Source organism: Microbacterium sp. NPDC056044, assembly GCF_042267145.1.
GTDB lineage: Bacteria > Actinomycetota > Actinomycetes > Actinomycetales > Microbacteriaceae > Microbacterium.
The window spans coordinates 256613-278619 of sequence record NZ_JBHJWZ010000006.1; the positions used below are offsets into that span (position 1 = coordinate 256613).

Here is a 22007-nt window from a genome sequence, read left to right on the forward strand (position 1 = left end):
CGGCTTCCACTCCGTATGCCGATCTTTGGCACGGACGGGGTGAGGGGGCTGGCCAACGGCCCCCTCACCGCCGATCTCGCACTGTCCCTGGCCCAGGCGACCGCCGTCGTCCTGGGCCAGGGCCGTTCCGCCGAGGCGCGTCGCGCGGCGGGCAAGCGGCTGACTGCCGTCGTCGCCCGCGACCCGCGTGTCTCCGGCGAGTTCCTCTCCGCAGCGGTCGAGGCCGGCCTCGCCTCGTCGGGCGTCGACGTCTTCGACGCCGGCGTGCTGCCGACTCCCGCAGCGGCGTTCCTGATCGCCGACATGGATGCCGACTTCGGCGTCATGGTCTCGGCATCCCACAATCCGGCTCCCGACAACGGCATCAAGATCTTCGCCCGAGGCGGCGTGAAGCTGCCCGACGTCGTCGAAGAGCGCATCGAGTCCGCCATGTCGGGCCCCAAGCTGCAGCCGACCGGCGCCGACGTGGGCCGCATCCGCCGGTTCTCCGACGCCGAAGACCGCTACGTCGTGCATCTCCTCGGCTCGCTGCCCCACCGGCTCGACGGCATCCACGTCGTGCTCGACTGCGCCCACGGCGCGGCCGCCGGCGTCTCGCCGCAGACGTTCGCCGACGCGGGTGCCAAGGTCACCGTCATCGGTGCAGACCCCGACGGCTGGAACATCAACGACGGCGTGGGCTCCACCCACCTCGACCAGCTCGCCGAGCACGTCGTGCGCGTCGGCGCCGACGTCGGCATCGCGCACGACGGCGACGCCGACCGCTGCCTCGCGGTCGACGCGAACGGCAACGTCGTCGACGGCGACCAGATCATGGCGATCCTCGCCGTGTCGATGAAGAGCCGCGGGCGGCTCAAGGACGACACCCTCGTCGCCACGGTGATGAGCAACCTCGGCCTGCATCGCGCGATGTCGGCCCACGGCATCCACGTCGAGACGACCGCTGTCGGCGACCGCTACGTGCTCGAGCGCATGAACGAGCGGGGCTTCTCGCTCGGCGGCGAGCAGTCCGGTCACGTCATCATGAGCGACTACGCCACGACCGGCGACGGCCTCCTCACCGGCCTGCACCTGGTCGCCGAGATGGCGCGCACTCGCAAGACGATCGAAGAGCTCGCGTCGATCATGACCGTGTACCCGCAGGTGCTCGTGAATGTGAAGGACGTCGACCGCTCCCGCGCCGCCACGGACGAGGGCGTGCAGGATGCGGTTGCCCGCGCCTCCGCAGAGCTGGGCCTCTCGGGCCGCGTGCTGCTGCGCCCGTCGGGCACCGAGCAGCTCGTGCGCGTGATGGTCGAGGCGTCCTCCGAGGATGAGGCCCGCCGCCACGCAGACCAGCTCGCCGGCGTCGTTCGCGAGCGCCTCTCGCTCTGAGCCCTCCGCAGATCGGAACGCGGCGGACCTTCGGGTCCGCCGCGTTCCGCGTCGGGGCGGTGGGTTTGTCACGGCTCGCGGGCCTGCGCCGGATTCGGGGGGTGGGGCTAGCCTGAGGGCATCCGAGAGGAGCCATCGTGGGTGAAGCGATCGTCGTCGGAATCACGGATGCTGCGGTCACACGTCGTGCGGTCGACTGGGCGGCGCAGCGCGCGGCCGAGAGGCGGCAGCCGCTCGAGCTGTTCGCGGTTCTCGGCGGTGCGGTCGGCGCCGTGGGGGAGGACTCCCTCGTCGATGCCGCGCTCGCCCAGGCGACCGAGCTGGCCGAAGCCGAGGCATCCCGAATCGCGTCGACAGGCCTCGACGTGCGCACCCGGGTCGAACGGGGCAACCCCGTGGCGAAACTGCTGGATGCTTCGACCGACGCCGCGCTGCTGGTCATCGGCAGCGACTACCAGGGGTCGGGCTCTCGCGCGCATCGCGGGGCTCACGGTCTGCGCATCGCCGCCGGCGCGCACTCGCCCGTCGTGGTCGTGCCCGACTTCGACGTCGCGGGCCGGACCGGGGTGCTCGTCGGCGTGGACGGATCCCCGGTGTCGGAGAAGGCCGTCGCCTTCGCCGCCGCCGAAGCGGACCGGCTCGGTGAACCGCTCATCGCCGTCGCGGTGTGGACGCCGCTCGAGGTGCCCCGCAACATGGGCGCCTACCCGGTGCAGTACCTCGAGAACATGGAGAAGCTCACCGGCGAAGCGCTCGGCCTCGCCCTCGCGGGCCTCGCCTCGCGCTACCCCGACCTCGAGATCGTGCGACGGGTCGAGCGCGGCTACCCTTCGCACATCATCAACGACCTCGCCGCCTCGGCGCGGCTGTCGGTCGTCGGCTCGCACGGGCGTGGGGCTCTCGCGCGTTTCCTCCTCGGTTCGATCAGCCAGGAAGTGCTCGCGCGGTTGGAGACCGTGACCGCCGTCGTGCGCTGAGCGACTCTTCTTCGCCCAGTGATCGACGGACGACCGGACACTGGCGGTCATCGTGGCGGCCGACCGCGGATTTCTCCGGCGGAAGAGCCGACGGAAGACGCATTCCCGATCGGATTTGAGATATGAGACTTCCAGTCTCTAGTGTGGAAGATGTGCACGAAGTCGGGGGGCTGGTGCACACAGATCCGACCGGCGGCCCCATGCTGTTGCGTTCGATCTGGTCGGTGCCGGGTTCTGGGGACCCGGCACCGCGAGTTTCTGCGGAGGCGACGGGGCCTACCGGACAGCGCACCGAGGACGATAATCAACTCATGCAGCAACCCGAATCCCGATCGCGGCGGCCTGCCGGCGAAACGCGAGCCCTCATGCTCGAGGTGGCCGTCGACCGTGTCAAAGCAGAGGGCCTGCTGCTCGATTACGCCAATATCGAGCTCGAGGACCTGATCCGCACGGCCGGCGTGCCCCGTTCCACCGTCTTCCGCATCTGGCCCGACCGCGTCGCGTTCGTCGCCGACCTCGTGCGCGCGCTGTTCGAGGCCGACCCGGCGTTCGACACCGGGTTCGACGGCGAGACGCTCCGTCACCTCGAACAGGCGGTCGCCGGTGATCCGGACGTGCTGAGCACCCGTGAGGGGCGGCGGATCGCGCTCCGCGAGGCGCTGCGCTTCGCCGTGTCGCACAACATGGCCGCCGTCGAAGGCACCGTCGCGTGGCGCGCGTACCGCACGATGTCGGCAGCCCTCGTGAGCGGCGACTCCGTGCCCGGCGGCGCCGAGATCCGCGCCCTCCTGTCCGAGATCGAGGACCGCTACCTCACCCGCATGGCGGAGGTCTACAGCCAGCTCAATGCCGCGTTCCGGCTGCGCATGCGCGACGGGCTCACCGAGCGCGACCTCGCCGTGGCGATCATGGCGATGGTCGACGGCATGAGCGACCACCGCCGCATCGACCCGGTGCAGATCGACGCCCCACGCGTCGTCGCGTTCGGCCCGGAGGGTCCGCGCGACTGGCACCTCGCAGGCGTCGCCGTGTACGGCCTCTACACCGCGTACACCGAAGAGCTCGAGGGGTGACGCGAACGGCGGGACGCAGCATCCATCCGCGTCCCGCCGTTGCGCCTCTGCCTGTCAGCGGCCGGCGAGGCCTCGCGAGACGAGGTCGGCGGCCACCGCGAGAATCCGGTCGTTCGCCTCGGACTCGGCGATCGTGACGCGCACGCCCTCGCCGGGGAAGCCGCGCACGAGGAGGCCGTGCTCGTCGAAGACCTCCATGGCTGCGGCGGTGCTCTCGCCCAGCGGGAACCACAGGAAGTTCGTCTGCGTCTCGGGAAGAGACCAGCCCTCGTCGGTCAGCGCCGCGACCACGCGCTCGCGCGCGGCGACGAGGCCGTCGACGCGCTGCTGCAGCTCGTCCTCGGCCTCGAGCGACGCGAGGGCCGAGATCTGCGCGAGCGAGGTGACGCCGAAGGGCACCGCGACCTTGCGCATCGCGGCCGCGAGTGCGGCGGGAGCGATCGCGTAGCCGACGCGCACGCCTGCGAGTCCGTACGCCTTCGAGAAGGTGTGGGCGACGACCACGTTCGGGTACGCGCGGAAGTACTCGATGCCGACCGGCGAGTCGGCGCGGCGGTTGAAGTGCACGTATGCCTCGTCGAGGAGCACCGCGACATCGGACGGCACCCGGTCGAGGAACGAACGCAGCTCGGCATCGCCGATCGTGGTGCCCGTCGGGTTGTTCGGGTTGCAGACGATCACGAGGCGCGTGCGGTCGGTGATCGCGGCGAGCATCGCCTCGAGGTCGTGCTGGTGGTCGGCCGTGAGCGGCACCTGCACGGGCTCGGCGCCCGCGGCGCGCGCGAGCATCGGGTAAGCCTCGAACGAGCGCCACGCGAAGAGCACCTCGTCGCCCGGTCCCGCGGTCGCGCGCATCAGCTGCGACACGCTCTCGACGGAGCCGGCGCCGAACACGATGTTCTCGCCCGACACGCCGAAGCGGTCGGCGATGCGTGCGGTGAGATCGGATGCTGCGGACTCGGGGTAGCGGTTGATGCCGGCGAGCGCGTCGGCCACTGCGGCAACGACCGAGGGGAGCGGGGCGTAGGGGTTCTCGTTCGACGAGACCTTGTACACCGTGCGGGTGCTGTCGGCGTCGGCGGATCGTCCCTGCTTGTAGGCGGGGACCGCGGCCAGATCGGCTCTCACTCGCAGTTCGGACATCGTTTCTCGCTCTCTCGGTGCGCTACTATCAAAATCATAATAACCATTGTTTTGATTACGCGTCAGGAGGATGCCGGATGCCCGAGGACGAGCGACCGGATGCGCAGATCGAGCTGATCGTGCGCGGCATGCGGTGGGAGGCCGACGACGTGCTGCTGCTGGCTCTCGAGCGGCCTGACGGCTCGGAACTCCCGGAATGGGAGCCCGGCGCGCACATCGACCTGCGCCTGCCGAACGACGTCGAGCGCCAGTACTCGCTCTGCTCGGACCCCGCCGACCGCCGCACCTGGCACGTCGCGATCCTGCGTGAGGACATCAGCCGCGGCGGATCGCGCTACGTCCACCGCGACCTGCGCCCGGGCCAGCGCGTCTCGGCCGGCCTCCCGCGCAACAACTTCGCACTCGTCGACGCGCCCGAGACGGTGTTCGTCGCCGGCGGGATCGGGATCACCGCGGTGCTGCCGATGATCCGGCGGGTCGCGGCATCCGGTTCCCCTTGGCGCCTCGCGTATCTCGGGCGCTCGCTCGACCACATGGCCTATGTGCGCGAACCCCTGCTCTGCGGGCCGGAGGTGACTGTTGTCGCCGCGGACCGCGACCCGCGTCTCGAGCTCGCGGCCTGGATCGGCGCGCCCCTCGACGGCACTGTCGTCTACGCGTGCGGACCCGCGCGCATGCTCGACGCGCTCGAGGACCTCTCGCTCGACTGGCCGCGGGGGACGCTGCACGTCGAGCGCTTCGTGCCGAAGGTGTTCGCCGACGTCGAGGACGGCTCCACGTTCGACGTGGAGGCCCGCCGCTCGGGGCTGCGGGTCACCGTCGAGTCGCACTGCTCGATCCTCGAGACGCTCGAACGCGCGGGCATCGGCGTGCCGAGCTCGTGCCTCGAGGGCGTCTGCGGCACGTGCGAGACCCGCATCATCGACGGCGAGGCCGAGCACCGCGACAGCATCCTCGCCCCCGACGAGCGCCTCGCCAACGAGACCATGATGATCTGCGTCTCGCGGTCGAAGCAGCCCACCCTCGTCCTCGACATCTGACCCGGAACCGCCCGAAGGAGAGCACATGGACACCGGAACCGCCTACGGACTGCGCCTCGGCGCCCCGCTCAACGACCTCGCGCAGGTCGGCCCCGGCACCCCCTACGGCGAGGTGCTGCGCCGCTACTGGCAGCCCGTCGCGAAGGTCGAGGACGCCACGACCCGCCCCGTCATGGTGCGCGTGCTGGGCGAGGAGCTCGTGCTCTTCCGCACCCGCAAGGGTGCGCCGGGCCTGCTGCACCCGCGCTGCATCCACCGCGGCGCGTCGCTCTTCTACGGCGGCGTCGAGGAGGAGGGCATCCGCTGCTGCTACCACGGCTGGGTGTTCGACACCGAGGGCCACTGCCTCGAGCAGCCGTGCGAACCCGACCTCGGCCTGCACCGCGACCGCGTGCGCCAGCCCTGGTACCCCGTCGAGGAGCAGTACGGCCTGATCTGGGCGTACATGGGCCCGCCCGAGAAGAAGCCGGTGCTGCCGAAGTACGACACGTTCGAGAACCTCGCCGACGACGAGCAGCTCATCGTCGACGACAACGGCGTGGGCGGCGGCGGCCCCGCCGAGCTCGATTTCAACTGGCTGCAGCACTGGGAGAACGTGATGGACCCGTTCCACGTGCCGATCCTGCACGCGCGGTTCAGCGGCAACCAGTTCACGCCCGAGATGGCGCTCATCCCGGTCGTGTCGTACGAGTACACGCCGACCGGCGTGCGCTCGATCCAGCACCGCGACCTCGGCGACGGACGGCAGCTGCGCCGCGTGACCGAGGTGATGTTCCCGAACCTCCGCGTGGTCGCGAGCCCGAAGCTCTCGTCCGGTCAGACGAACATGATCGGCTGGGTCGTGCCGCAGGACGACACCAGCTTCCGCATCTTCACGATCGCGCGCGACACCGACCCCGACTTCCTCCGCAAGCTCCGCTCCACCCACGAGGGCAAGGCGTGGAAGGACCTCACCGACCTCGAGCACCAGCGCCTGCCCGGCGACTATGAGGCCCAGAAGTCGCAGGGCGCGATCTCGCTCCACGGCGAAGACCACCTGACGACCACCGACCAGGGCGTCGCGATGGTGCGCCGCATGATGGCCAAACAGAACCGGCTCGTCGCCGACGGCGGCGACCCGGCCGGCGTCATCTTCGACGAGGCCGACGCCGTCGTGCGCATCGAGGGCGGCAACTACTTCGAGGGTGCCGCGGACGCGCCGCTGCTGGCCGAGGCCGTCGAGGACTGACGGGACTGCCGTGGCGAAGTACGAAGCGCGCGCGCCGCGCGGCGACCGGCCGCTCGTCGTGCTCGGCATCAGCGACGTGGTGGTGCTGGAGGGCGAGACCGACGTGCCGGTGACCGTGCACGAGGTGTCGGCGTGGGGCCGGTGGGTGCGCGAGGTCGCGATCCCGGATGCGGCGGTCCGCAGCATCCATCGCCTCTCCGAAAAGTACGAGATCGTGTGGGCCTCCGAATGGGGGCACAACGCGCACACCGCCTTCGCGGCCGCGCTCGAGCTGCCCGAGGAGCCGTGGCCATTCCTGCCCGTGCAGTTCGACAAGCTCGACGCGATCCGCGCGTATGCCGGCGGGCTGCCGTGGGCGTGGATCGACGGGCCCGTCGTTGACCTGCACGACCCGGGGCTCGTCGAGGATGGAGTGGTGGTGCGCGTCGACCCGAGACGCGGGCTCGACGGCGTCGACCTCGACGCCGTCGAGGAGGCGCTGGCGCAGCTGATCGTGGCGCGGGAGCGCGCCGGGAAGGAAGAGGCGTGAGGGTCGTTGCATTCCAGGGCGGGCGCGTGGTCACCGGCACCGGCGAGGTCTTCGACCCCGGCACGGTGGTGGTGCGCGACGGCGTCATCGAGGCCGTCGGCGCGGCCGACGGGATCGTCGTGCCGGACGGAGCGGAGATCGTCGATGCGGCGGGCCGCTGGGTGCTCCCCGGCTTCGTCGACGCGCACACGCACCTCGGCGTCCACGAGGACGGCGAGGGCCCCGCGGGCGCCGACGGCAGCGAGCTGAGCGACCCCGACATGTCGGCGGTGCGCGCCATCGACGCGGTCAACATCGAGGATCGCGCGTTCCGCGACGCGCTCGCCGGCGGCGTCACCACGACGGTCGTCAAGCCCGGTTCGGGCAACCCGATCGGCGGGACGAGCGTCGCGATCAAGACGTGGGGCGGGCGCACCGTCGACGACCAGGTCGTCAAGCACCCGGTGAGCGTCAAGTCCGCGCTCGGCGAGAACCCGAAGACGACGTGGGGCGGCCGCAACCAGCTGCCGCGCACGCGCATGGGCGTCGCGCTCGTGATCCGCCGCGCCCTGATCGCGGCGGGGGAGTACGCCGCGAAACGGGATGCCGAGGCCGCAGCGGGCGAGCCCTTCACACGCGATCTCGGCAAGGAGTCGCTCGCCGCCGCGCTCGCCGGAGAGCTCACGTGGGACCAGCACGTGCACCGGCACGACGACATCGCCACCGCGCTGCGCCTGGCCGACGAGTTCGGGCTGCGCATCGTGCTGAACCACGGCACCGAAGCCCACAAGCTCGCAGCCGACCTCGCCGAGCGCGACGTGCCGGTGATCTTCGGCCCGGTGCTCTCGAGCCGGGGCAAGGTCGAGGCGCGCGAGGCGTCGGTGTCGAACATCGTCGCGCTCGCGCGCGCCGGCGTGCGCGTCGCGCTGTGCACCGACCACCCCGTCGTGCCGATCGACGCGCTCGCGCTCCAGGCCGCCGTGGCCGTGCGCGCGGGACTCACGTGGGACCAGGCGCTCGCCGCGATCACCTCGTCGGCCGCCGAGATCGCCGGCCTCGACGACCGCGTCGGCGCGCTCTCGCCCGGGCTCGACGGCGACGTCGTGGTGTGGTCGGGCGACCCGCTGGACGCGTCTTCGTCAGCCGAGGCCGTCTACATCGAGGGTCGCGAGGTGTTCCGCCGCGACGGCGAGGACGTCACGATCGCCGACCGCTGGGCGGTGCACGCGTGACCGATGCCTCGCTGCGCGCGGACGCCGCGCGCCTGCTTTCCGACCTCGTCGCCCTGCGCCGCGACCTGCACCGCCACCCCGAGCCCGGCTTCGCGGTGCCGCGCACCCAGGCCGCGGTGCTCGCCGCGCTCGAGGGATTGCCGCTCGAGATCACCGTCGGTCCCGAGGGCTTCGGGTCGGTCGTCGCGGTGCTCCGTGGCGCCCACGACGGGCCGTCGGTGCTGCTGCGCGCCGACATGGACGCCCTGCCCGTCGAGGAGGAGACCGGCCTCGAATACGCGTCGACGAACGGCGCGATGCACGCGTGCGGCCACGACCTGCACATCGCCGGGCTCGTCGGCGCCGTGCGGCTCCTCTGCGCGCGGCGGGCGGAGCTCGCGGGATCGGTCGTGTTCATGTTCCAGCCCGGCGAAGAGGCGGGCGGCGGGGCGCCGCAGATGATCGACGCCGGCGTGCTCGAGGCCGCGGGCGTCGCGGTGACGGCGGCGTACGGCATCCATGTCCTTCCCGGAGAACCGGGCGTCTTCTCCACGCGACCCGGCCCGCTCATGGGCGGGGCGAACCTCTTCCGCGCCCGCATCATCGGGCGGGGCGGACACGGTTCGCGCCCGCACCAGGCGCTGGACCCGGTGCCGGTGCTGGCCGAGGCGATCCTCGCGATCCAGACGCACGTGACCCGGCGCTTCTCGGTCTTCGACCCCGTCGTGGTGTCGGTGACGAAGCTCCGGGCGAGCGACGCCGTCAACGTCATCCCCGACGACGCCGAGTTCGCCGCCACCGTGCGCACACTCTCGCCACAGGCCGTCGAGCGCCTGCGCACCGAGCTGCCCGCGCTCGTGTCACGAATCGCCGAAGCGCACGGCTGCCGCGCCGAGACCCGGTTCGACGTCGTGTACCCGGTCACCGTCAACGACGAGGAACGGGCGACGGATGCTGCGGCCACCCTCCGCGAGGAGTTCGGCGCCGACCGGGTCGAGATGCTGGGGCAGCCCATCATGGCGTCCGAGGACTTCTCGTTCGTGCTGAACCGGGTGCCGGGGGCGTTCGTGTTCCTGGGGGCGACGCCGGCCGGGATCGATCCGGCCGAGGCCGAGATGAACCACTCGCCCCGCGCCGTGTTCGACGACGGCGTGCTCGCGGATCAGGCCGCGGCGCTCGCGCTGCTGGCCCTCCGCCACGTCGGTCGCTGAGCCGAGGCCCGGGTCCTGGGCCGCGGTTCGCGTCGGGCCCGGGTCAGCGGCCGAGGGTGCGGTGGCGCACGATCGCGTCGCGCTGCAGCGACTCGTCGCGCGTGCGGATCGCCTCGATGAGATCGCGGTGGATCTGCAGGCGCTCGTCGGTGTCGGGGTGGAAGCCCATGATGTCGAACGTCGAGGACTCGCCGACGCTCTCGGCCTCGATGTAGTCGACGAGGTTCAGGTAGAACGTGCGCAGCACCGCGTTCGGCGAGATCTGCGCGATGCGCCGGTGCAGGCGCCAGTTGCAGTGCAGGCCCGCGACCGGGTTGTCGGCCCACACCTCGGCGAGTTCGGCAATGAGCGCGTCGAGCTCGGCGAGGTCCTGCTCGGTGCGGTGCTGGGCGGCATCGCGCAGCACCGCCTCGTCGAGGGCGTCGAGCACTGCGACGATCTCGTTGACCGTCGCACCGCCCTCACGCAGCTTGAGCACGCTGTGGGCGAGGCGGATCAGCGGGGACTGGTTCGCGACGAAGAGCCCGCCGCCGGGGCCCGGGCGCACCTCGATGACGCCGCGGGCGCGCAGCACCCGCATCGCCTCGGCGAGGGTCGCCGAAGCCACCCGGTAGCGATCGCACAACTCCTGCTTGGTGCCGATGCGGAACCCCGCGGGGAGGTTCTCCCGCGCGATCGTGTCTTCGATCTCCTGCACCAGGCCGTCGGCGACCGACTGGCTGATCCTCTCGCGGAGGGCCGAGAAGCTCGGCCGCTCCGGCTCTGCGTCGGCTGCGAACGATGTCATGCGTCCTCCGTGAGTTCGGCCTGGCCCCCTGCCTCGTCACATCCTAGGGATCCCGGCGACGGCAGGGGGCGAAGAACAGGCTATTGATTCATTTGCGCTAAATCATTGTAACGAATAGCATCAACTCCACGGACGGATCAGGAAGGATCTCATGGCCGACAACACAGGTGGCGATCTGCTCGCCGAGTCGCTTCTCGCGCAAGGCGTCGACACGGTGTTCGGCATCCCGGGCGTGCAGCTCGATGCCGCGGCCGATGCGCTCTACGCGCGGTCCGACCGGATCGACTTCGTCTGCGCCCGCAACGAGCAGGCCACCACCTACATGGCCGACGGCTACGCCCGCAGCACCGGCGACGTCGGCGTCGCCATGGTCGTTCCCGGCCCCGGTGTGCTGAACGCCCTCTCGGGGGTCGCCACCGGCTACTCCACCAACTCGCCCACGCTGCTCATCGCCGGCCAGATCGACTCGCAGGCCATCGGCAAGGGGCTCGGCGCACTGCACGAGATCCCGGACCAGACCGGCATCCTCGAGCGCGTCACCAAGTGGACCGGCACCGCCCGCACCGCCGACGAGATCCCCGGCCTCGTGACCGAGGCCTTCCGTCAGCTGCGCTCCGGCCGCCCGCGCCCGGTCGCCCTCGAGGTCCCGCCGGACGTGCTCGCCGCCACTTCCTCGGCCGCCGCCGCGACCCGCGTCGACTTCGCGCCCACGACGCCGGATGCGGACGCCATCCGTGACGCCGCACGCCTGCTCGCGGCATCCCGTCGTCCTCTCATCGTCGTGGGCGGCGGCGTGATCGCGGCGAACGCGACGGCGGCCCTCCGCGACCTCGCCGAGCGCCTCGAGGCGCCGGTGCTGATGACCGAGAACGGCCGCGGCGCCCTCGACGCGCGCCACCGCCTCGCGTTCGACAGCCTCGCCCTGCGGGCCCTGCGCCCCGACGCCGACCTCGTGCTCGCCGTCGGCACGCGCTTCGTCTCGACGTTCGGCACGCAGGTCGACACCGACGGCGCGCCCGTCATCCTCGTCAACGCCGAGGCCGCCGACCTCGAGGGCCCTCGTGCCGCCGCCGTGCGGGTGCACGCCGACGCGGGCCTCGCCCTCGAGGCGCTGGCCGCCGAGATCGGCCGGCCGCAGCGCGAGAGCCGCGCCGACGAGCTCGCCGCCGTGCGCGTATGGCTCGACGAGCAGTTCGCCGACATCGCACCGCAGCGCGAATACCTCGGCGCGATCCGCTCGGTCCTTCCCGAGGACGGCGTCTTCGTGAGCGAGTTCACGCAGGTCGGCTACGCCGCCAGCGCCTGCTACCCGGCCTACCAGCCGCGCACCTACATCGGCCCCGGCTACCAGGGCACCCTCGGCTACGGCTTCGCCACGGCGCTCGGCGTCAAGGCCGCCGACCCGAACCGCGCTGTCGTCTCGGTCAACGGCGACGGCGGCTTCTCGTGGACGCTGCAGGAGCTGTCGACCATGAAGCGCTACGGGCTTGGGCTCGTCACCGTGGTGTTCCACGACGGCTTCTACGGCAACGTGCGCCGTATTCAGAAGAACCGCTACGGTGCCCGCTACTTCGCCAGCGACCTCACCAACCCCGACTATCCGGCGCTGGCCGGCGCGTTCGGCATCGCGAGCGCGACCGCCCACGACCCGGCCTCGCTGCAGGGGGTGCTCGCCGACGCCGTCACGGCCAACGAGCCGATCCTCATCGACGTGCCGGTGGGCGAGTTCCCGTCGCCCTGGCACCTGATCCACGAAGGCGTTCCCCGCCCCGCGCCCCTGCCCGCGGGCTCGCATCTCGTCCGGGAGGGCGCATCGGCATGAGCAGCATCATCGGCCACTACATCAACGGCGAGTGGAGGCCCACCGCGGGTCGTGAGGTCATCGACGTCCTCGATCCCGCGAACGGCCGGGTCGTCGGCGCCGTCGTCGCCGGCGACGCCGCCGACGTCGACCTCGCCGTCGCCGCGGCCCGAGCGGCCTTCCCCGCCTGGGCGGCGACGCCCATGGCGGAGCGGATCCGCCTCGTCGAGGCGCTCGCCGAAGGACTCGAGCGCCACCGCGACCGGCTCGCCGAGACGCTGACCGCCGAGATGGGCGCGCCGCTCGGCTTCGCCCGCGCCGCTCAGGTCGGCGTCGCGATCGCCGACCTCGCCGCCCTCGTCGGCGCCGCACGCGCGCACGTCGAGCGCGAAGCCGTGTCGAACTCGCTCGTCGTCGCCGAGCCCGTCGGCGTCGTCGCGGCCATCACGCCGTGGAACTTCCCGCTGCACCAGATCATGCTGAAGGTCGGTGCCGCGCTGCTGGCCGGGTGCACGGTCGTGCTCAAGCCGAGCGAGGTCGCGCCGCTGAACGCCGCGATCGTCGGCGAGATCCTCACCGAGATCGGCCTGCCCGCGGGTGTCGTCGAGATCGTCTTCGGCGACGGAGCCGGAGTCGGCTCGCCCCTGGTCGCCCACCCCGACGTCGACATGGTGACCTTCACCGGCTCCCGCGCGGTGGGGGAGCACGTGGCCCGCGAAGCCGCCCGCACGATCAAGAAGGTCGCGCTCGAGCTCGGCGGCAAGTCGGCCGCCGTGATCCTCGACGATGCGCCGGTCGCAGCATCCGTCGAAGGTGTCCTGCGCTCCTGCTTCGCCAACACCGGACAGACGTGCGCGGCCCTCACCCGCGTGCTCGTGCCCGCGGGGATGCGCGAGGAGTGGGAGACTGCGGCCGTCGCCGCGGCGGCGCACTGGGTTCCCGGCGACCCGACCGAGCCCGGCACGGCCATCGGCCCGGTCGCCTCGGAGCTGCAGCGCGAGCGCGTGCTCGCGCACATCCGCGCGGCCGAGGACGACGGCGCGCGCCTGCTGGTCGGCGGCGCGGAGCCGCTCGACCTGCCCGGGGCGTACGTGCGCCCGACGATCTTCTCGGGAGTCACGCCCGAGATGAGGATCTTCCGTGAGGAGGTCTTCGGTCCGGTGCTCGCGATCACCGAATACGCGACGCTGGACGAGGCGATCACCCTGGCGAACGACAGCGACTACGGGCTGTCGGGCGCGGTGTGGTCGTCGGATGAACGCCACGCGCTCGAGGTCGCGCTCACCCTGCGCACCGGAAGCGTGGGGATCAACGGTGCCGGACTGGACGTCGGCGCCCCGTTCGGCGGCTACAAGCAGTCCGGACTGGGTCGCGAGGCGGGATCGCGAGGATTCGAGGAGTTCCTCGAGTTCAAATCCGTCATGGGGGCGGCGGGCCTCGCGGAGACCCGACGCGACGCCGCGCCCTGAAACAACCCGAATCACAATCCCTTCGTTACATTCCGGAAACGTCGAATCGACAGTATTGATAGCAATCAATTAGTCGAGACAGCACCTTCCAGCAAGAGACACCCAGAGAGGATCACCATGAAGCGAAGCATCGCTGCTGTCGCCGCACTCGGTGCCACTGCCCTCGTCCTCACCGCCTGTGCGGGCGGTCAGGCCGAGGCGAGCGGCGACACGGTCCGGATCGCGATCCAGACCGATCCCGGCAGCCTGAACCCGATCACCAACGCGACCGACGCCGGGCAGAACGTCCTCGCGTTCGGCTACGAGTCGCTGCTCACCTACCCGGCCGGCAAGGAGCCCGAGGGCATCCTCGCCGAGAGCTGGGAGTCCACGACGACCGAGGTGGTGTTCACGCTCAAGGACGGCATCGTCTGCGCCGACGGGGAGCCGCTCACGGCCTCCGACGTGAAGGGCACCTTCGAGTACGCGGCAGAGGAGGAGACCGGCTCGCCGTTCAAGGGCGTCTACTTCCCGGCCTCCGGCCTCACGATCGCCGCCGACGACGACGCGCGCACCGTCACCTTCACGGCCGAGAACGCCCAGAGCTTCCTGGCCGAGACGATCGGCTCGCTGCCGATCGTGTGCGCGTCCGGTCTCGCGGACCCGAGCCTGCTCGACAGCGAGTTCCACGGCACCGGCCCGTACACGCTCGAGGACTTCTCGCCGGGCCAGACCTACGACTACGCGCTCCGCGACGACTACACGTGGGGCCCGGGCGACGTGACCAGCGAGACCAAGGGCCTGCCGGCCAAGGTCGCGGTGCAGATCGTCGAGAGCGACGCGACGTCGGCGAACCTGCTGCAGACCGGCGACGTCCAGATCGCCACGGTCGGCGGCACCGAGCGCGACCGCCTCGACGGCCAGGAGTACACCCAGACGCTCGATGTTCCACTGCGTCCGGGACTGGTGTTCTTCAACCAGGCCGAGGGACGCGTCGGCAACGACCTCGTCGTGCGCCAGGCCCTCGCCCAGGCGCTCGACTCGGCCGCCGTCGGCAAGGTCGCCTCGTCCGGCCGCGGTGAGCAGCTGGTGACGCTGGTATCGGAGTTCGGCGCGGCGTGCACGGCGATGGACAGCTCGTCGGCGCTCTACGCCTACGACGTCGACGCGGCCTCGGCCGCCCTCGACGAGGCGGGCTGGACGGCAGGTGCCGACGGCATCCGTGCGAAGGACGGCGTGCCGCTCAAGGTGCTCATGCTCTACCCTGCCAACGAGAGCCAGGGTGTGACAGCCGCGATCGAGCTCATGCAGGTCGAACTCAAGAAGATCGGCGTGGACGCGGTGCCGACCCCGTCGCCGTCGTACACCGACGTGATCTTCTCGGGTGGCGACTGGGACATGGTGTGGGCGCCGATCTACACCAGCCTCCCGAGCGACTGGGCCGGCATCCTCGGCGGCGAGTTCCCGCCGGACGGCGGGAACTGGACCTACAACACCAACCAGGAGTACTTCGACCTGGTCGGCGTGGCGCAGGGCTTCGCCGGTGCCGAGTCGTGCCCCGCATGGCAGGATGCGCAGGACTCGCTGTTCCAGAACCTCGAGGTGCTGCCGTTCTGGTCGTCGACCGAGACGATCTACGGCGACGGCGCGGAGTTCGCGCTCTCGAAGGGCGTGCTCTCGCCGACGGCGCTGCGCGTGGCAGAGTGACCGAATGACGTCAGTGGTCCCGACGCGACCGAAGACCTCCGTGGTGGCCACCCTTCGGGGTGGCCGCCACGGCGGCGGCAGCCCTTGGCTCGCGTTCCTCGCGCGGCGCATCGGAAGGATGTTCGTCGCGCTGTTCGTCATCGTCACCGCCGCGTTCCTGGTGCTGCGCGCGGCCGGCGGCGACCCGGTGCGCGCGGCCCTCGGGCCGACCGCGGATGCCAGTGTGGTCGAGGCGCGCCGGGAGCAGCTGGGGCTCAACGAGCCTCTGATCGTGCAGTTCTGGAACTACCTCACCGGCATCTTCCTGCGCGGCGACCTCGGCGTCTCGCTCATCACCGGCCGCTCGGTCAACGAGCTGGTCGAGAACCGCCTGCCTCCCACGATCCAGCTGGCGGGCGTCGCGTTCCTCGTGATCCTGTTCGTGGCCATTCCGCTCGGGCTCCTGATCGCGATCCTTACCCAGGGCGGCAAGCGCCGCGACGTCGAGGTCGGGTTCACCGGCGTGACCGGCTTCCTCGCCGCCGTCCCCGAGTACCTCATCGGCGTCGTGCTCCTCATCACGTTCGCGATCACCTGGCGCGTGTTCCCCGTCGCAGGCATGGACGGCCCGCAGTCGTTCGTGCTGCCGGTGCTCGCGCTCTCGATCGGCGCCTCCGCGGCGCTCGCCCGCATCGCCCGCATCGAGGCGCTCAACGTGCTCGGCGACGACTACATCCGCACCGGGCGGTCCAAGCGCCTGCCGTCGTGGATGATCTACTTCCGCCACGCCCTGCCCAACATGCTCACCGCGACGCTCACGCTCGGCGGCGCGCTGCTCGCGACCATGATCACCGCGAGCGTGCTCGTCGAGCAGGTGTTCAACTGGCCGGGCCTCGGCAGCGCCTTTGTGCAGGCCATCGTCACGAAGGACTACGGCATCGTCCAGGGCCTCGCGATCGTCTATGCGGTCATCATCCTGATCGTCAACCTGCTCGTCGACGTCGTGCTCGCTCTGCTCGACCGCCGCACCACCCTCCTGGAGACCGCGTGAGCGCCACCACCCCCACCCGACCGCCGCGTCGCGGTTCGTGGATCCTGCACTCGCCGATGGCGCTGATCTCGCTCACGGTGATCGCCCTGCTGCTCCTGCTGGCGGTGTTCGCGCCGCCGCTGTGGGGCGTCGAGGCCAACACCCCGCATCCTGACCAGCTGCTCCAGCCGCCGAGCCCCGAGCACCCGCTCGGCACCGACAGCCTCGGCCGCGACATCCTGCTGCGCACCCTCGTGGCCACCCGCCTCTCGCTCGTGATGGCTCTCAGCGCCACGCTGATCGGTGCGGTCGCGGGCCTGCTGCTCGGCGCGCTGCCGATCGTCGGGGGCCCGCGCACCCAGCGCGCGTTCTCGTCGGTCATCAACACGTGGCTGGCGTTCCCCGTGCTGCTGGTCGCGATGCTCACCGTGATCCTCCTCGGGACGGGTGCCACGACCGCGGTCCTCGCGCTCGCCCTCACGATGACGCCGTCGTTCGCGCGTCTCGCGCAGACGCTGTCGGCCCGCGTCGGCGGGTCGGAGTACCTCGCGGCCGCCCGCATGATGGGCGTCTCGAAGTCCCGCCAGTTCACGCGCTACATCGTCCCCAACATCGCCGAGCCCGTCATCGTGAACGTCACGATCTCGATCGGCGGCGGCCTCCTGGCGCTCTCGAGCCTCAGCTTCCTCGGCGTCGGCGTCCAGCCGCCCGAGTACGACTGGGGGCGCCTGCTCAGCGAGGGATTCGCCCAGGTGTACCAGCAGCCGACCGCCGTGCTCGGCCCCGGTGTGATGGTGGTCACCGCCGGCATCGTGTTCGGCATGCTCGGCGAGGCGTTCGCGTCGCACATGCGCGGACGCGGTCGCGCGCGGGCACTCGAGCCGAAGAAGCTGGGCCCTGCGCCCCGCGTCGAGGGCGCCCCGATCCCGGCGGCCGCCACCACGCTGGCGCGCAACGCCGAGGTCGAGCCCCTGCTCGAAGTGTCGGGTCTCACTGTCGCGTTCCCCGGCCCGCAGGGCTGGATCCGTCCGGTGCAAGACGTGTCGTTCAGCATCGCGCCCGGCGAGATCGTCGGCGTCGTGGGCGAGTCCGGCAGTGGCAAGAGCGTCACGATGATGTCGGTGGCGCAACTGGCTCCCGCCGGCGCCGTCGTCACCGCACAGCGCCTGCGCTTCGCGGGCGCAGACCTCAAGGGGCTCAGCCAGAAGGAGGCCGGCGCGAAGATCGGCACCGACATCGGCGTCGTCTTCCAGGACTCCCTCACCGCCCTCAACCCGGCACTGAAGGTCGGCACGCAGTTGGCCGAGGTGCCGCGGGTGCACGGCAAGGCGTCGCGCGCCGAGGCCCACACCGCCGCGGTGCAGGCGCTCGACGCGGTGTCGATCCCCGACCCCGAGCGCCGCGCCGCGCAGTACCCGCACGAGTTCTCGGGCGGCATGCGCCAGCGCACGCTCATCGCGATGTCGCAGATCGGATCGCCCCGGCTGATCATCGCCGACGAGCCGACCACGGCCCTCGACGTCACGGTGCAGCAGCGCGTGCTCGCCCTGCTCCGCCGCGAGTGCGAAGAGACGGGAGCCGCGGCGATCGTCGTCTCGCACGACATCGCGGTGCTCGCCGAGCTGTGCCAGCGCATCCTCGTGATGTACGCGGGGCGCATCGTGGAAGACGTCGACGTGCGTCTGCTCGCCACCCCCGAGCTACTCGCGCACCCCTACACCCGCGCGCTCGCCGAGGCGCTCCCCGACCTCGACACCGACACCACCAAGCCGCTGGCGACGATTCCCGGCGAGCCGCCGGACCTGTCGCTTCCGGTGATCGGCTGCGGGTACGCGCCGCGGTGCCCGTTCTCGACTGAGCAGTGCCGCACCGAGACGCCGGGCCTCGTCGCCCACCACGGCGGCCGCGTCGCGTGCTGGAACCCGCAGGACGGGCGCACCGTCACCGTCGCGGAGCTGGAAGGGGTCCACGTCTGATGGCCGAGCTGCTGATCGACGACCTCGTCGTCGTGTTCGGAACCGGGCGCACCGCCGTACGCGCCGTCGACGACGTCTCGCTGCGCGTGCCGCACGGCACCATCGTCGGGCTCGTCGGCGAGTCCGGGTCGGGCAAGTCGACAGTCGCCCGCACCATCGCCGGGCTGCAGCAGCCCACCTCGGGGTCGCTCCGCCTCGACGGGCGCGACCTCTTCGCCCGCGGGCGCGCCGACCGGCTGGCCCGCAGCCGCGACGTGCAGATGATCTTCCAGGACCCGTACTCCTCGCTCAATCCCCGCATGTCGGTCGGCGAGACGCTCGACGAAGCGCTCGCGATCCACGGCGACGGCACCGCGAAGGAGCGCGCGGCCGGGGTGCGGGAGCTCCTCGAGCTCGTGCGGCTGAAGCCCGACGTCGCCGGCCAGTACCCCTCGCACCTCTCGGGCGGCATGCGCCAGCGCGTCGCGATCGCCCGGTGCCTCGCCGTGCGGCCGAAGCTCATCGTGGCCGACGAGATCACGTCGGCGCTCGACGCCTCGGTGCAGGGCGCGGTCCTCAACCTGCTCAGGGAGCTGCAGCGCGAGCTCGAGCTCTCGGTGCTGTTCATCACGCACAACCTCGCGGCTGTTCGCTACATCGCCGACACCACCGCAGTGATGAGCCGCGGGCGCGTGGTCGAGCACGGCCCGGCGGCGCAGATCGTCGAGAGCCCGACGCATCCGTACACGCAGTCGCTCGTCGCCGCGATCCCGCGCATCGAGCACGCCGGCACCGACCACCTCCTGCACGCGGGGCTGGCCTCGTGAGCGGGGTGAGCGTGGAGCCCGCGGCGAGCGTCGCGGCCGCGGCAGCCGACCTCCGGAGTCACGCCGCCGAGATCCTGCCCGACCTCGTCGCGCTTCGCCGCTCCCTGCACGCCGACCCCGAGCTCGGGCTCGAGCTGCCGCGCACCAAGGCGCGAGTGCTCGCCGCGCTCGACGGCCTGCCCCTCGAGATCACCGAGTCCGACACGATCGGCTCGGTCGTCGCGGTGCTGCGGGGCGCCCGGCCGGGGCCGGTCGTGCTGCTGCGCGCCGACATGGACGCCCTGCCGCTCCGCGAACTCGCCGACGTGCCGTACCGCGCGACCGGCGACACCATGCACGCGTGCGGGCACGACCTGCACGTCGCGGGGCTCGTCGGCGCCGCCCGCGTGCTCGCCGCGCGCGCGGCCGACCTCGCGGGCGACGTCGTGTTCATGTTCCAGCCGGGCGAGGAGCTCGGCGACGGTGCTGCCCGCATGGTGGAGGAAGGCGTGCTGGATGCTGCGGGCCGGCGTGCGAGCGCCGCCTACGGCATCCACGTGGTCCCGGGCGAGTTCGGCGTCTTCTCCACGAAGCCCGGTCCGCTCATGGCCGGCTGCGCCGAGCTCGAGGTCGTCGTGCGCGGACGCGGCGGCCACGCCTCGGCGCCGCACCTGACGCGCGACCCGGTCCCCGTGCTCGCCGAGCTCGTGACCGCCCTGCAGTCGTACGTCACCCGCCGCTTCGACGTCTTCGACCCGGTGGTGCTCACGGTCACCCAGCTGAGCGCGGGCGGCGGTGCGCGCAACATCATCGGCGACGACGCGAGCCTGGTGGCATCGATCCGGATGCTGTCTGCCGACGCCCTCGCGCAGCTGCAGGCCGAGCTGCCGCCCCTGGTGACGGGTATCGCCGAGGCGCACGGCTGCGGTGCCGACGTCGTCGTCGAGACGATCGTGCCGCCCACGGTGAACGACGACGCGGTTGCGACCGGAGCCCTCGACACGCTCCGCGGACTGTTCGGCGACGACCGCGTGCTCCTGACCTCGTCGCCGGTGATGGGGTCCGAGGACTTCAGCCACGTGCTGCGCGAGGTGCCGGGCGCGTTCCTCTTCCTCCGCGCGACCCCGCCCGGCATCGACCACGAGACGGCCGCGCCCAATCACTCGCCGCGCGTCGTGTTCGACGACGCCGTGCTCGCCGATCAGGCCGCCGCGCTCGCCGCGCTCGCGCTCACGCACCTCGGCGGGGCGGAGGCGTGACCGCGGCGCCCGTCCTCGACGCTGTCTCGGTGCACACCAGCCGGCACCGCGTCACCGCCGCCGGCGAAGAGGTCGCGTTCGCCGCGATCGCCGAGCGGGTGTCACTGATCGACGAACGGGATGCTGCGCCCCTCGGCGACGCCTGGACCTTCGCGTACGTGCGCGAACCGGTCGATGCGTCGCGGCCGGTGCTGTTCCTCTTCAACGGCGGTCCCGGCTGCGCGTCGCCGTGGCTGCACCTGAGCGGACTCGCGCCCTGGCGCGCGGCCGTGCCCGAGCGCCTCGACGCCGCGCCCGATCTGACTTCGGCGCTGCAGCCCAGTGCCGACTCGCTCATCGACGCGGCCGATCTCGTCGTGATCGACCCCGTCGACACCGGCTTCAGCCGGCTGCCCGCCGACGTCGATCCCGCGCTCATCTCGGGCGCCGACCGCGACGCTGAGCTCACGGCGCAGATCGTGCGCGGCTGGCTCGACCGCCACGACCGGGTGGCGTCGCCGGTGTTCCTGCTGGGGGAGAGCTACGGCACCATTCGCGCGTCACTGACCGCGACGGCGCTGCGCGACCGCGGCACGCACGTCGCCGGCGTCGCGATGCTCGGCCAGTGCGTGAACGCGCAGGAGACCACCCAGCGCGCCGGCAACGCCGCCGGCTTCGTCGCCGCGGTACCCCTGTTCGCCGCCGTCGCCTGGCACCACGGCCTGAGCGCCCACCCCGGGCTCTCGCTCGACGAGGTCGTCGACGCGGCGCACGAGTTCGCCGTCACCGACTACGCGGCGGCGCTGAGCCGGGGCACGGAGCCCGCCGACGTCGTCGATCGGCTTGCCGGCTTCACGGGGCTCGCGCCCGACGCACTGCGCGCCCGGCGCCTGCGCATCGACAAGGAGGAGTACCGCACGCTGCTGCTCGCCGACCGCGGCGAGGTGCTCGGTCTCACCGACGCGCGGTACACGCTGCCCGGGCCGCCGCCCGGCGTGTGGCAGCCGCCGCTCGACGCCGCCGACGTGCGGATCGACGCGGTGTTCTCGGCCGCCGTGCACGCGCTGCTCACGCACGAGCTCGGCCTGCCGTCCGCGCCGTACCGGTTCGCCACGCCCGCGCACGAGCGCTGGAACTACCTCGAGGCCTCGGCCATCGGCCGCTTCGGCGGCAGCGCCCTGCCCTCGCCGTTCGCGATCTTCGACTACCCCGCGCATCTCGCCGCGTACCTGCGCGCGAACCCGGCCGGCCGGCTCTTCTTCGGCACCGGGCACTTCGACACCCTCACGACCGTGGGCTCGCTGCAGCACCTGCTCACGCAGTACGGGCTGCCCCGCGAGCGCATCGCCGAGGGCCGGTACCCCGCCGGCCACATGATGTACACCGACCCCGCGAGCCTCGCCGCGCTCGCCGGGGACCTGCGGACGTTCCTGCGCGGCTGACGCCCCGGGGCGCAGCATCCATTCTCCGGATGCCATCGCCCGCACGAGC

General features: G+C 71.8%; 18 protein-coding genes. 16 read left to right on the top strand and 2 right to left on the bottom strand.

The window, feature by feature from the left end; translation table 11 throughout:
* Positions 1-15 precede the first annotated feature (15 nt).
* The 3 genes from glmM (at position 16) to ACFC1I_RS18315 (ending at position 3424) form a co-directional block, all read left to right on the top strand.
* Positions 16-1374 carry a phosphoglucosamine mutase gene (gene glmM, locus ACFC1I_RS18305; protein ID WP_376012659.1) on the top strand — a complete coding sequence of 453 codons (1359 nt, stop codon included), beginning with the start codon at positions 16-18 and terminating at the stop codon, positions 1372-1374.
* Positions 1375-1511: 137 nt separating this feature from the next.
* Entirely contained in the window at positions 1512-2351 is an 840-nt protein-coding gene (locus ACFC1I_RS18310; RefSeq protein WP_376012662.1) for a universal stress protein, read from the top strand.
* A gap of 311 nt (positions 2352-2662) precedes the next feature.
* Complete coding sequence (locus ACFC1I_RS18315) at positions 2663-3424, top strand: hypothetical protein (RefSeq protein WP_376012665.1); 762 nt, start codon at positions 2663-2665, stop codon at positions 3422-3424.
* Positions 3425-3478: 54 nt separating this feature from the next.
* Here ACFC1I_RS18315 and hisC read toward each other — a convergent pair whose 3' ends face one another.
* A complete protein-coding gene (gene hisC / locus ACFC1I_RS18320; RefSeq protein ID WP_376012668.1) occupies positions 3479-4567 on the bottom strand; it encodes a histidinol-phosphate transaminase in 1089 nt (362 codons plus the stop codon).
* Between the two features lie 77 nt (positions 4568-4644).
* Between hisC and ACFC1I_RS18325 the strand changes: the two genes are divergently transcribed.
* Genes ACFC1I_RS18325 through ACFC1I_RS18345 form a run of 5 tightly spaced genes read left to right on the top strand, consistent with a single transcriptional unit; the run spans position 4645 to position 9765 of the window.
* Positions 4645-5607 carry a PDR/VanB family oxidoreductase gene (locus ACFC1I_RS18325; RefSeq protein WP_376012671.1) on the top strand — a complete coding sequence of 321 codons (963 nt, stop codon included), beginning with the start codon at positions 4645-4647 and terminating at the stop codon, positions 5605-5607.
* A gap of 25 nt (positions 5608-5632) precedes the next feature.
* Positions 5633-6835 carry a Rieske 2Fe-2S domain-containing protein gene (locus tag ACFC1I_RS18330; RefSeq protein ID WP_376012674.1) on the top strand — a complete coding sequence of 401 codons (1203 nt, stop codon included), beginning with the start codon at positions 5633-5635 and terminating at the stop codon, positions 6833-6835.
* A 10-nt stretch (positions 6836-6845) separates the two neighbouring features.
* A complete protein-coding gene (locus ACFC1I_RS18335) occupies positions 6846-7364 on the top strand; it encodes a hypothetical protein (RefSeq protein WP_376012677.1) in 519 nt (172 codons plus the stop codon).
* Positions 7361-8575: an amidohydrolase family protein gene (locus ACFC1I_RS18340; protein WP_376012680.1), complete on the top strand. Its 1215-nt coding sequence runs from the start codon at positions 7361-7363 to the stop codon at positions 8573-8575. Before ACFC1I_RS18335 ends, ACFC1I_RS18340 begins: the two co-directional genes overlap by 4 nt.
* Complete coding sequence (locus tag ACFC1I_RS18345; RefSeq protein WP_376012683.1) at positions 8572-9765, top strand: M20 family metallopeptidase; 1194 nt, start codon at positions 8572-8574, stop codon at positions 9763-9765. The genes ACFC1I_RS18340 and ACFC1I_RS18345 overlap by 4 nt, the downstream gene beginning before the upstream one ends.
* Before the next feature lie 43 nt (positions 9766-9808).
* Here ACFC1I_RS18345 and ACFC1I_RS18350 read toward each other — a convergent pair whose 3' ends face one another.
* Positions 9809-10552, bottom strand: coding sequence for a FadR/GntR family transcriptional regulator (locus ACFC1I_RS18350; protein WP_376012686.1), 744 nt, complete (start codon positions 10550-10552; stop codon positions 9809-9811).
* 151 nt (positions 10553-10703) lie between these two features.
* On the opposite strand from ACFC1I_RS18350, the gene ACFC1I_RS18355 reads away from it, so the two are divergent.
* The 8 genes from ACFC1I_RS18355 to ACFC1I_RS18390 all read left to right on the top strand — a co-directional run bounded on the left by ACFC1I_RS18355 (position 10704) and on the right by ACFC1I_RS18390 (position 21958).
* A complete protein-coding gene (locus ACFC1I_RS18355) occupies positions 10704-12374 on the top strand; it encodes a thiamine pyrophosphate-dependent enzyme (protein ID WP_376012689.1) in 1671 nt (556 codons plus the stop codon).
* A complete protein-coding gene (locus tag ACFC1I_RS18360; protein ID WP_376012692.1) occupies positions 12371-13822 on the top strand; it encodes an aldehyde dehydrogenase family protein in 1452 nt (483 codons plus the stop codon). The genes ACFC1I_RS18355 and ACFC1I_RS18360 overlap by 4 nt, the downstream gene beginning before the upstream one ends.
* Positions 13823-13939: 117 nt before the next feature.
* Positions 13940-15508: an ABC transporter substrate-binding protein gene (locus ACFC1I_RS18365; protein ID WP_376012695.1), complete on the top strand. Its 1569-nt coding sequence runs from the start codon at positions 13940-13942 to the stop codon at positions 15506-15508.
* A gap of 4 nt (positions 15509-15512) precedes the next feature.
* On the top strand, positions 15513-16538 hold the full coding sequence (locus tag ACFC1I_RS18370; RefSeq protein ID WP_376012698.1) for an ABC transporter permease: 1026 nt from the start codon (positions 15513-15515) through the stop codon (positions 16536-16538).
* Positions 16535-18493 (top strand): dipeptide/oligopeptide/nickel ABC transporter permease/ATP-binding protein, encoded by a 1959-nt coding sequence (locus tag ACFC1I_RS18375; RefSeq protein WP_376012701.1) that lies wholly within the window; start codon positions 16535-16537, stop codon positions 18491-18493. The genes ACFC1I_RS18370 and ACFC1I_RS18375 overlap by 4 nt, the downstream gene beginning before the upstream one ends.
* Entirely contained in the window at positions 18493-19299 is an 807-nt protein-coding gene (locus ACFC1I_RS18380) for an ATP-binding cassette domain-containing protein (RefSeq protein WP_376012704.1), read from the top strand. The genes ACFC1I_RS18375 and ACFC1I_RS18380 overlap by 1 nt, the downstream gene beginning before the upstream one ends.
* Positions 19296-20537 carry a M20 family metallopeptidase gene (locus ACFC1I_RS18385; RefSeq protein ID WP_376012707.1) on the top strand — a complete coding sequence of 414 codons (1242 nt, stop codon included), beginning with the start codon at positions 19296-19298 and terminating at the stop codon, positions 20535-20537. Before ACFC1I_RS18380 ends, ACFC1I_RS18385 begins: the two co-directional genes overlap by 4 nt.
* Positions 20534-21958: a hypothetical protein gene (locus ACFC1I_RS18390; protein ID WP_376012710.1), complete on the top strand. Its 1425-nt coding sequence runs from the start codon at positions 20534-20536 to the stop codon at positions 21956-21958. Before ACFC1I_RS18385 ends, ACFC1I_RS18390 begins: the two co-directional genes overlap by 4 nt.
* Positions 21959-22007: the final 49 nt, after the last annotated feature.

Coding starts and splice junctions, on each gene's coding strand:
- glmM (WP_376012659.1), top strand. CDS start 16: ATGCCGATCTTTGGCACGGACGGGGTGAGGGGGCTGGCCAACGGCCCC.
- ACFC1I_RS18315 (WP_376012665.1), top strand. CDS start 2,663: ATGCAGCAACCCGAATCCCGATCGCGGCGGCCTGCCGGCGAAACGCGA.
- hisC (WP_376012668.1), bottom strand. CDS start 4,567: ATGTCCGAACTGCGAGTGAGAGCCGATCTGGCCGCGGTCCCCGCCTAC.
- ACFC1I_RS18325 (WP_376012671.1), top strand. CDS start 4,645: ATGCCCGAGGACGAGCGACCGGATGCGCAGATCGAGCTGATCGTGCGC.
- ACFC1I_RS18330 (WP_376012674.1), top strand. CDS start 5,633: ATGGACACCGGAACCGCCTACGGACTGCGCCTCGGCGCCCCGCTCAAC.
- ACFC1I_RS18350 (WP_376012686.1), bottom strand. CDS start 10,552: ATGACATCGTTCGCAGCCGACGCAGAGCCGGAGCGGCCGAGCTTCTCG.
- ACFC1I_RS18355 (WP_376012689.1), top strand. CDS start 10,704: ATGGCCGACAACACAGGTGGCGATCTGCTCGCCGAGTCGCTTCTCGCG.
- ACFC1I_RS18360 (WP_376012692.1), top strand. CDS start 12,371: ATGAGCAGCATCATCGGCCACTACATCAACGGCGAGTGGAGGCCCACC.
- ACFC1I_RS18365 (WP_376012695.1), top strand. CDS start 13,940: ATGAAGCGAAGCATCGCTGCTGTCGCCGCACTCGGTGCCACTGCCCTC.
- ACFC1I_RS18370 (WP_376012698.1), top strand. CDS start 15,513: ATGACGTCAGTGGTCCCGACGCGACCGAAGACCTCCGTGGTGGCCACC.
- ACFC1I_RS18380 (WP_376012704.1), top strand. CDS start 18,493: ATGGCCGAGCTGCTGATCGACGACCTCGTCGTCGTGTTCGGAACCGGG.